Annotated in this window: 7 protein-coding genes and 2 tRNA genes; 1 reads left to right on the top strand and 8 read right to left on the bottom strand. The window is 67.5% G+C overall.

Annotation, left to right across the window (positions count from 1 at the left end; translation table 11 throughout):
* Positions 1-247: 247 nt before the first annotated feature.
* The 6 genes from A5728_RS11910 to A5728_RS11885 form a co-directional block, all read right to left on the bottom strand.
* The gene (locus tag A5728_RS11910; RefSeq protein WP_064847275.1) at positions 248-850 is read right to left on the bottom strand and encodes a DsbA family protein; all 603 of its coding nucleotides are present in this window, start codon (positions 848-850) and stop codon (positions 248-250) included.
* A 32-nt stretch (positions 851-882) separates the two neighbouring features.
* The gene (gene clpX, locus A5728_RS11905) at positions 883-2,178 is read right to left on the bottom strand and encodes an ATP-dependent Clp protease ATP-binding subunit ClpX (protein WP_064847274.1); all 1,296 of its coding nucleotides are present in this window, start codon (positions 2,176-2,178) and stop codon (positions 883-885) included.
* Between the two features lie 165 nt (positions 2,179-2,343).
* Complete coding sequence (locus A5728_RS11900; protein WP_035962208.1) at positions 2,344-3,006, bottom strand: ATP-dependent Clp protease proteolytic subunit; 663 nt, start codon at positions 3,004-3,006, stop codon at positions 2,344-2,346.
* Between the two features lie 48 nt (positions 3,007-3,054).
* Positions 3,055-3,657: an ATP-dependent Clp protease proteolytic subunit gene (locus tag A5728_RS11895; RefSeq protein ID WP_035962642.1), complete on the bottom strand. Its 603-nt coding sequence runs from the start codon at positions 3,655-3,657 to the stop codon at positions 3,055-3,057.
* Between the two features lie 299 nt (positions 3,658-3,956).
* Complete coding sequence (gene tig, locus A5728_RS11890; protein WP_064847273.1) at positions 3,957-5,360, bottom strand: trigger factor; 1,404 nt, start codon at positions 5,358-5,360, stop codon at positions 3,957-3,959.
* Positions 5,361-5,464: 104 nt separating this feature from the next.
* Positions 5,465-5,537: transfer RNA gene (locus A5728_RS11885), tRNA-Pro, on the bottom strand.
* A 186-nt stretch (positions 5,538-5,723) separates the two neighbouring features.
* Between A5728_RS11885 and A5728_RS11880 the strand changes: the two genes are divergently transcribed.
* Positions 5,724-5,794 (top strand) — tRNA-Gly (locus A5728_RS11880).
* A gap of 148 nt (positions 5,795-5,942) precedes the next feature.
* On the opposite strand, the gene A5728_RS11875 is transcribed toward A5728_RS11880, so the two are convergent.
* Positions 5,943-6,866: an Fpg/Nei family DNA glycosylase gene (locus A5728_RS11875; RefSeq protein WP_064847272.1), complete on the bottom strand. Its 924-nt coding sequence runs from the start codon at positions 6,864-6,866 to the stop codon at positions 5,943-5,945.
* Between the two features lie 15 nt (positions 6,867-6,881).
* The gene (locus tag A5728_RS11870) at positions 6,882-7,394 is read right to left on the bottom strand and encodes a ribose-5-phosphate isomerase (protein ID WP_064847271.1); all 513 of its coding nucleotides are present in this window, start codon (positions 7,392-7,394) and stop codon (positions 6,882-6,884) included.
* Positions 7,395-7,572 lie beyond the last annotated feature (178 nt).

Genomic DNA, 7,572 nt, shown 5'->3' with positions numbered 1-7,572 from the left:
AGAGGCCGGGGTCTTTGTTTTTAATTTCCTGGGGGCCCCGTCCTGCCTCGTGCGGGATCGGGCCCCTCGGCACATCACGAACGCCGTCGCCCCCCCCCCCCGCGGAGCCGTCCTTGCCCGGTCCGATGGGCGGCACCGGCACACCGGGCACTCCGCGCTGCACCCGGCGCATGAACGAACCCCGCCACGTGCGTGACGGGGTTCGTTCATGCCTGCAGCGGTCGGGCGCACGCGCCGCCGCGGGACGTCAGCTGAAGTCGGGGCCCTTCTCGCGCCCGCGCTTGAGCTCGTAAAAGCCGGGGTAGGACGCCAGCGCCAGGGCGCCGTCCCAGACCTTGCCGGCCTCCTCGCCTTTGGGCGCCGGGGTGAACACGGGACCGAAGAAGCCCACGCCGTTCACGGCGATGCACGGGGTCCCGATGTCCTCACCGGCCACCTTCCGGGCGGCCTCGGTGGACTCGCGCAGCGCGGCGTCGTAGTCCTCGGAGTCCTTGGCGTCCGCGAGCTCGGCGGGCAGGCCGACCTCCTCGAGCGACTCGGTGATGATCTGGGCCTCGTCCTTCATGCCACCGGGGTGACGGCGGGTGCCCATGGCGTCATAGAGCTTCTTGTAGTACTCGCCGCCGTGCTGCTCGGCCGCGGCCTGGATCACGCGCACCATCCACATGGACTCCACGTGTTCGTTGTGGTGGTTGTCCGGGTTGTCCTCGTTGAGGATGCCCAGGGAGATGATCCGCCAGTCCACCTCCACGTCACGGATGCGGGTGACCTCCTCCATCCACCGGGAGGTCATCCAGGCCCACGGGCACAGGGGATCGAACCAGAAATCGACGTGTTGCTTCTCGGCCATGAGGTGTCCTTTCGCGCGTTCGGTTCTTTCGCTCACGCTGACTTGTGGCGACGCCGCTCGGCGTCGATCATCTCGTGCGTGAAGATCTCGGGGTCGGCCAGTTTGGCCACGGCGTCCTCGGTGACGAGCACCGCGGCGACGTCGTCGCGGCCAGGCAGTTCGAACATGACCGGCATGAGGATGTCCTCGAGGATCGCGCGCAGACCGCGCGCGCCGGTGCCGCGTTCGATGGCCAGTTCCGCGATGGCCTCGAGGGCCTGCGGGTCGAAGGTGAGTTCCACACCGTCGAGCTGGAAGAGTTTGCGGTACTGCTTGACCAGCGCGTTCTTGGGTTCGGTGAGGATGCGCACCATGTCCGCGACGGACAGTTTGGAGAGCGTGGCCACCACGGGCAGCCGCCCGATGAACTCGGGGATCAGTCCGAACTTGAGCAGGTCCTCGGGCTGGACCTGACCCGTGAGATCCACGTCCGCGGTGTCCCGGATGGGCGCACCGAAACCGATGCCCTTCTTGCCCGTGCGCTGCTGCACGATCTCCTCGAGACCCGCGAACGCTCCCGCCACGATGAACAACACGTTGGTGGTGTCCAGGTGCAGGAACTCCTGCTGCGGGTGCTTGCGGCCACCCTGGGGCGGCACGGAGGCCACCGTGCCCTCGAGGATCTTCAGGAGCGCTTGCTGGACCCCTTCGCCCGATACGTCCCGCGTGATCGAGGGGTTCTCAGATTTACGAGAAATCTTGTCGATCTCGTCAATGTAAATAATCCCCTGCTCCGCTTTCTTGATATCGAAATCAGCGGCTTGGATGAGCTTGAGAAGAATGTTCTCAACGTCTTCCCCCACGTATCCGGCTTCGGTCAGGGAGGTGGCGTCCGCGACCGCGAACGGCACGTCCAGCTTCTTGGCGAGGGACTGCGCGAGGTAGGTCTTCCCGGACCCCGTGGGTCCCACCAACAGGATGTTGGACTTGGCCACCTCGATGGCCTCCTCGTCCCCCTCGGAGCCCGCAATGGTGAGCGTGTGCCCGGAGACGCCCGCGCGGATGCGTTTGTAGTGGTTGTACACGGCCACGGCCAGCGCACGCTTGGCGGGCTCCTGGCCGATCACGTACTCCCGCAGGTGATCGTAGATTTGCTGCGGGCGGGGCAGCTCCGTCTGGTCCGTCTCCGTGACCTCGGTGAGCTCCTCCTCGATGATCTCGTTGCACAGCTCGATGCACTCGTCACAAATGTAGACCCGCGGGCCCGCGATGAGCTTGCGCACCTGCTTCTGGCTTTTGCCGCAGAAGGAGCATTTGAGCAGGTCAACGCTCTCCCCGATGCGCGCCATGTATCAGCCTCACAGTTCGTCTTGACGGATGCTGGGTCCACTCTAAGCGAGCTCCTCACGGCCCGCCCAATCATGCCGAGGCGCGTGACGGCCACGCCGCATATCCGTGCACCGTGGCCGTCGGTCCCCTCGTCACCCCCGGAAGCTGCGCCTCCGGGTCGCCGCTCAGGCCTGCGTGACCGTGGAGGGCTTGTTGATCTTGCGGGAGTCCAGCACCTGGTCGATGATGCCGTACTCCTGGGCCTCCTTGGCCGTGAGGATCTTGTCGCGTTCGATGTCGCGGTTGATCTCCTCCGCAGCCCTGTTGGTGTGCAGCGCCATGGTCTCCTCCAACCACGTGCGCATGCGCATGATCTCGTTGGCCTGGATCTCGATGTCCGAGGCCTGACCGCCGCCCTGGCCCTCCATGGCGGGCTGGTGGATCAGCACGCGCGCGTTGGGCAGCGCGAGGCGCTTACCGGGAGTACCGCCCGCGAGCAGCACGGACGCCGCGGAGGCCGCCTGACCCAGGCACACGGTCTGGATCTCGGGGCGGATGTACTGCATGGTGTCGTAGATGGCCGTCATGGCCGTGAACGAACCGCCCGGGGAGTTGATGTACATGGTGATGTCCCGGTCCGGGTCCTGGGACTCGAGCACGAGCAGCTGCGCCATGATGTCGTCCGCGGAGGTGTCATCCACCTGGACGCCCAGGAAGATGATCCGGTCCTCGAACAGCTTGGTGTACGGGTTCTGGCGGCGGTAGCCGTACGGCGTGCGTTCCTCGAAGTCCGGGATCACGTAGCGGCTGGTGGGCAACTGCGGTGCAGTGGCGTGAGGCAAGTTCATTGGTCCGTCCTGAAAGTCTATGGGTGGTTCTGGCAGCTCGCGCGCTGCTTACTGGGAGTCCTTCATGGTTCCGCCGCCACCGGTCACGTTGCCGGCAGACTGGGCGATCTGGTCGAAGAATCCGTACTCCAGGGCGCGCTGAGCGTCGAACCAGTTGTCACGGTCGTTGTCGCGCAGGATGGTCTCGAGCGTCTGACCGGTCTGCTCCGCGGTCAGTTCCGCGAGCCGCTGCTTCATGGACAGGATCAGCTCGGCCTGCACGCGGATGTCGGACGCGGTGCCGCCCATGCCGCCCGAGGGCTGGTGCATGAGGATGCGCGCGTTGGGGGTCGCATAGCGCTTGCCCTTGGTCCCGGAGGACAGCAGGAACTGGCCCATGGACGCGGCGAGGCCCGTGGCGACCGTGACGACGTCGTTGGGGATCAACTGCATGGTGTCGTAGATCGCCATGCCCGCCGTGACGGAACCGCCCGGGGAGTTGATGTAGAGGTAGATGTCCGCCTCGGGGTCCTCGGCGGAGAGCAACAGCATCTGCGAGCAGATGAGGTTGGCGTTGGTGTCCCGCACCTCGGAACCCAACCAAATGATGCGTTCCTTGAGCAGTCGGTTGTAGACGTAGTCGTCCTGACCACCCGGCGCCATGTCCTCCATACGCGGAGTGGCCGGTGCGGCACCGTACGGCTGAATGGGAGTGGAGGTCATGAATGCCCTCTTTCTGCTGGACGGGTCCGGGTCGAACGAGCGCCGCCGAACCGAACCCATGAACACGTTCTGTCTCAGCAGCGTAGTGCGCCGTCTCCCCGTGCACGCCCGGTGTTCCGCGGTGTTCGCTTCTGGCGCATGGTGGCACGCGGACAGCGAAACGCCACGACGTCCCCTCGGTGGGGGGCTCGTCGTGGCGTTGCGCGGAGGCCGTTGGCACCCGGTTCACCCGGGTGCCAACGGGTGACTCACTTGGTCTCGGCGGCCTCGTCGGTGGCAGCTTCGCCCGCGGCGGTCTCCTCGGAGACGGCCGGAGCGGACTCGGCCTCGGCACCCTGGTCGGCGGCGGCGTCGTCCGCGGAGCCCACGAACTTGGACAGGTCCACGGCTTTGCCGTTGGAGTCGGTGACGGTGGCGTACTCGAGGACCTTGGCCAGGGCCTTGCGGCGGCGCACCTCACCGACCATCATCCCGGCCTGGCCAGAGCCGTCCAGCATCTGTGCGAACTGGTTGGGGTCCATGCCGTACTGCTGGGACATGTTAACGATGTAGTCGATCAGCTCGGACTGCTCCACGCCGACCTCTTCGGCCTCGGCCACGGCGTCCAGGATGATCTCGTTGCGGAACGCGGTCGCGGCGTTCTCACGGACCTCGGCACGGTGCTCCTCGGTGTCGTGACCGGGCTCGGCGGAGGCCTGGGCCTGCGGCGAGTCGAAGTGCTGGGTGACCTGCTCCTCGATGACGTTCTCGGGGACCGGGACCTCGATGAGCTCCACGAGCTTCTCGAGCACCTTGTCACGGGCCTCGATGCCCTGCTCGACGGCGACGGACTCGGCGGCCTGCTTCTTCAGGTCCTCCTTGAGCTCATCGACGGTGTCGAACTCGGAGGCCAGCTGGGCGAACTCGTCGTCCACCTCGGGCAGTTCGCGTTCCTTCACGGCCGTGACCTTGACCTTGACCGTGGCCTCGGCACCGGAGTGCTCGCCACCGGCCAGCGTGGTCTCGAACGTGGCGTCCTCACCGGCGGACAGGCCGGTCACGGCCTCGTCGATGCCCTCGAGCATGGTGCCGGAGCCCACCTCGTAGGACAGGTCGTTGGCGGCGTCCACTTCCTCGCCGTCCACGAGCGCCTGCAGGTCGAGGGTCACGTGGTCACCCTCGGCCGCGGGGCGATCCACGGTCTTGAGGGTGCCGAAGCGACCGCGCAGCTCGTCCAGGGCCTTCTGCTCGTCCTCGGCGGAGGCCTCACGGGCGTCCACCTCGATCTTCAGACCCTTGTAGTCGGGCAGCTCGATCTCGGGACGGATGGCCACGGAGATCTCCACCTGGCTGTCGGCCTCGCGGTCGTCACCCTCCGGCTTGGAGAGCACCTCGACCTGGGGCTGCGACAGCGGGGTCAGCTCGTGCTCGGCGAGGGCCTGCTGATAGAAGTCGTTGAGCCCCTCATTCAGGGCGTTCTCCACCACGAAGTCGAAGCCCACGCGCTGGTCGATGAGCTTGGAGGGCACCTTGCCCTTGCGGAAGCCGGGGATCTGGATCTGTTCGGCCAGTTCCTTGTAGGTCTTCTGGACGAACGGCTTCAGATCCGCGTAAGCGATGTCAATGGTGATCTTCGCCTCGGTGGGGTTGAGTTTCTCGACGGCGCTCTTCACTTCCGCTGTCACTCCTGGGGTCGATGGGTACTTGCTACAACGGACCGGGGTCGGTCCGGTCGGTCAACGAGCGCCGCAACGCGACGCGCTGCAACGCTCAGACGTCGGGGTGACAGGACTCGAACCTGCGATCTCCTGCTCCCAAAGCAGGCGCGCTAGCCACTGCGCTACACCCCGTGATCACGTGCCCGACACGCGCTCCGTTTCGTCTCCGCCCGTGGACGGAACGAGGTCGACGGCTCGCCCGCGGGCGAGCCGACATCACGACAGTCTATCGTGTCGCGGCCCCGCACCCGGCAACCGGGTGGTAGAACCCGGTGATTGGCACGGTTTCTGGGGCTCGTGTACTCTTTCAACGTCCCCGGGGATGTAGCTCAATGGTAGAGCCCCAGTCTTCCAAACTGGCTACGCGGGTTCGATTCCCGTCATCCCCTCAGCGATCCCCGAAACCCCGCCGTACCCGTGTGCGCCGCGGGGTTTCCTCGTTCCCGCGACCCTTCTCCCGACACCCCCCCCCGGAAGACTCTCGCAGTACGACGCCGCGTCGAACCGGACCGGGCACACGGTGGGTGCGAGGCCGCATCACGCCTGGCAGCTCGGGCACCAGTAGAGCCCCCGCCCGTTGAGGTCGCGCTTGAGCACGGTGGTCCCGCACCGCAGGCACGGCTGCCCGTGGCGGTGGTAGACGTAGTTCGCATGCTCGGGCCATGCCTCGAGGTCCGGGATGTCGGGGCGGTCCGCCGGATCCGTGGTGATGATCCGGCCCACGCGCACCCCCACGGCCATGAGCGTCACGTTCTCCTCCCACAGCCCGAGCAGGTCCTCGCGGGTCAGCGAGGCTCCGGGCGTCATGGGGTTCACACCCCGGCGGAACAGGGACTCCGCCCGGAAGATGTTGCCGATCCCCGACACCACGTTCTGCTCCATGAGCAGCACGCCGATCGCCCGCTTGCTCTTGGCCGCGGCACGCAGGAACGATTCCGGATCGGCCTGCGGGTCCAGGGGGTCCGGTCCCAGCTTGGCCTCCGCGGCCCGCGCTTCCTCCGGTGTCTCCACCGTGCACAGGGCCGGCCCGCGTAGATCCGCCCACCCGTGCTCGCCGGCCAACCGGGCCCGCACGGCACCGACCGGGGGCTCGGGAACGACCCGTCCGGCGTCGTCGTACGCCACTGCCGATTCCTCCGCGGAGCCGGACTCGCGCTCCCCCACGCGGCGCGGGGCGCCGATCGAGGACGCCGCCGCGAACTGCTCGTCCCCCGCGAAACTCCACGCGCCGTAGATGCCGAGGTGCGAACGCATGACCACGACGTCGTCCGGGTCACAGGGCGCTGCGAAGTCCAGGTAGAGGTGCTTGCCGTGGGCGCGGGCGCACGTCAGGACGCGCCCGTCCAGCACGGCGGCACCCGCGGCGAAGCGGCCCTGGGGACTCGAGACGCGCAACCGCTGGCCCACGAACAGGTCCCCGAGCTGACGCCCGAGGCGGTGGATCGAGTGGCCCTCGGGCACGTCCGACGCCCCCGCTCAGTCCTGCGTGTACGGGCGGACCGGGACCTCGGAGAGGTGGCCCACGATGTCCCCGGTGCGCTCGAACTCGGCGAGCTGCTCGATTCGGCGCACGTGCCGGGACTCCCCCGAGAACGGCTCGCCGAGGAAGATCCGCACGAGCTCCAGGGCCTCGTCGTTGCCGTGCTGGCGCCCGCCGATCGCGATCACCTGGGCGTCGTTGTGCTGCCGGGCCAACCGGGCGGTGTCCTCGTTCCACACGAGGGCCGCGCGGATCCCCCGGACCAGGTTGGCCGCCATCTGCTCGCCGTTACCGGAACCACCCAGCACGATGCCGAGCGAGTCCAGACCGTTCTCGCGGTCCTCGCGGACCCCCTGGGCAGCACTGATGCAGAACGCGGGGTAGTCGTCCGCGGCGTCGTAGACCGCGGGGCCGTGGTCGATCATCTCGTAACCGTCCTCGCTCAGCCGCTGCATGAGGAAGTGGGACAGCTCGAGGCCAGCGTGGTCGGTGGCAATGTGCACGCGCATGGGACGTCAGCAACTCCTGGACGGGGTGGTCGCGGGGCAACCGGCACGTCTGCTCCGCGACGGGAAAGGGTCGCCTCCACCTTAGCCGCCGATCCCACCGGCGCGGGCGCTCCCCCGGCTCGCGCCCGGGCAACGATCGGACCGGCGGAGGGGCCGTGCCGTCGCGGTATGCGTGCGA

The organism is Kocuria sp. ICS0012, from assembly GCF_001665945.1.
Classification (GTDB): Bacteria; Actinomycetota; Actinomycetes; order Actinomycetales; family Micrococcaceae; genus Kocuria; species Kocuria marina.
Note: the sequence above shows the minus strand (reverse complement) of the source record. Positions and strands in the feature narration are given on the sequence as shown.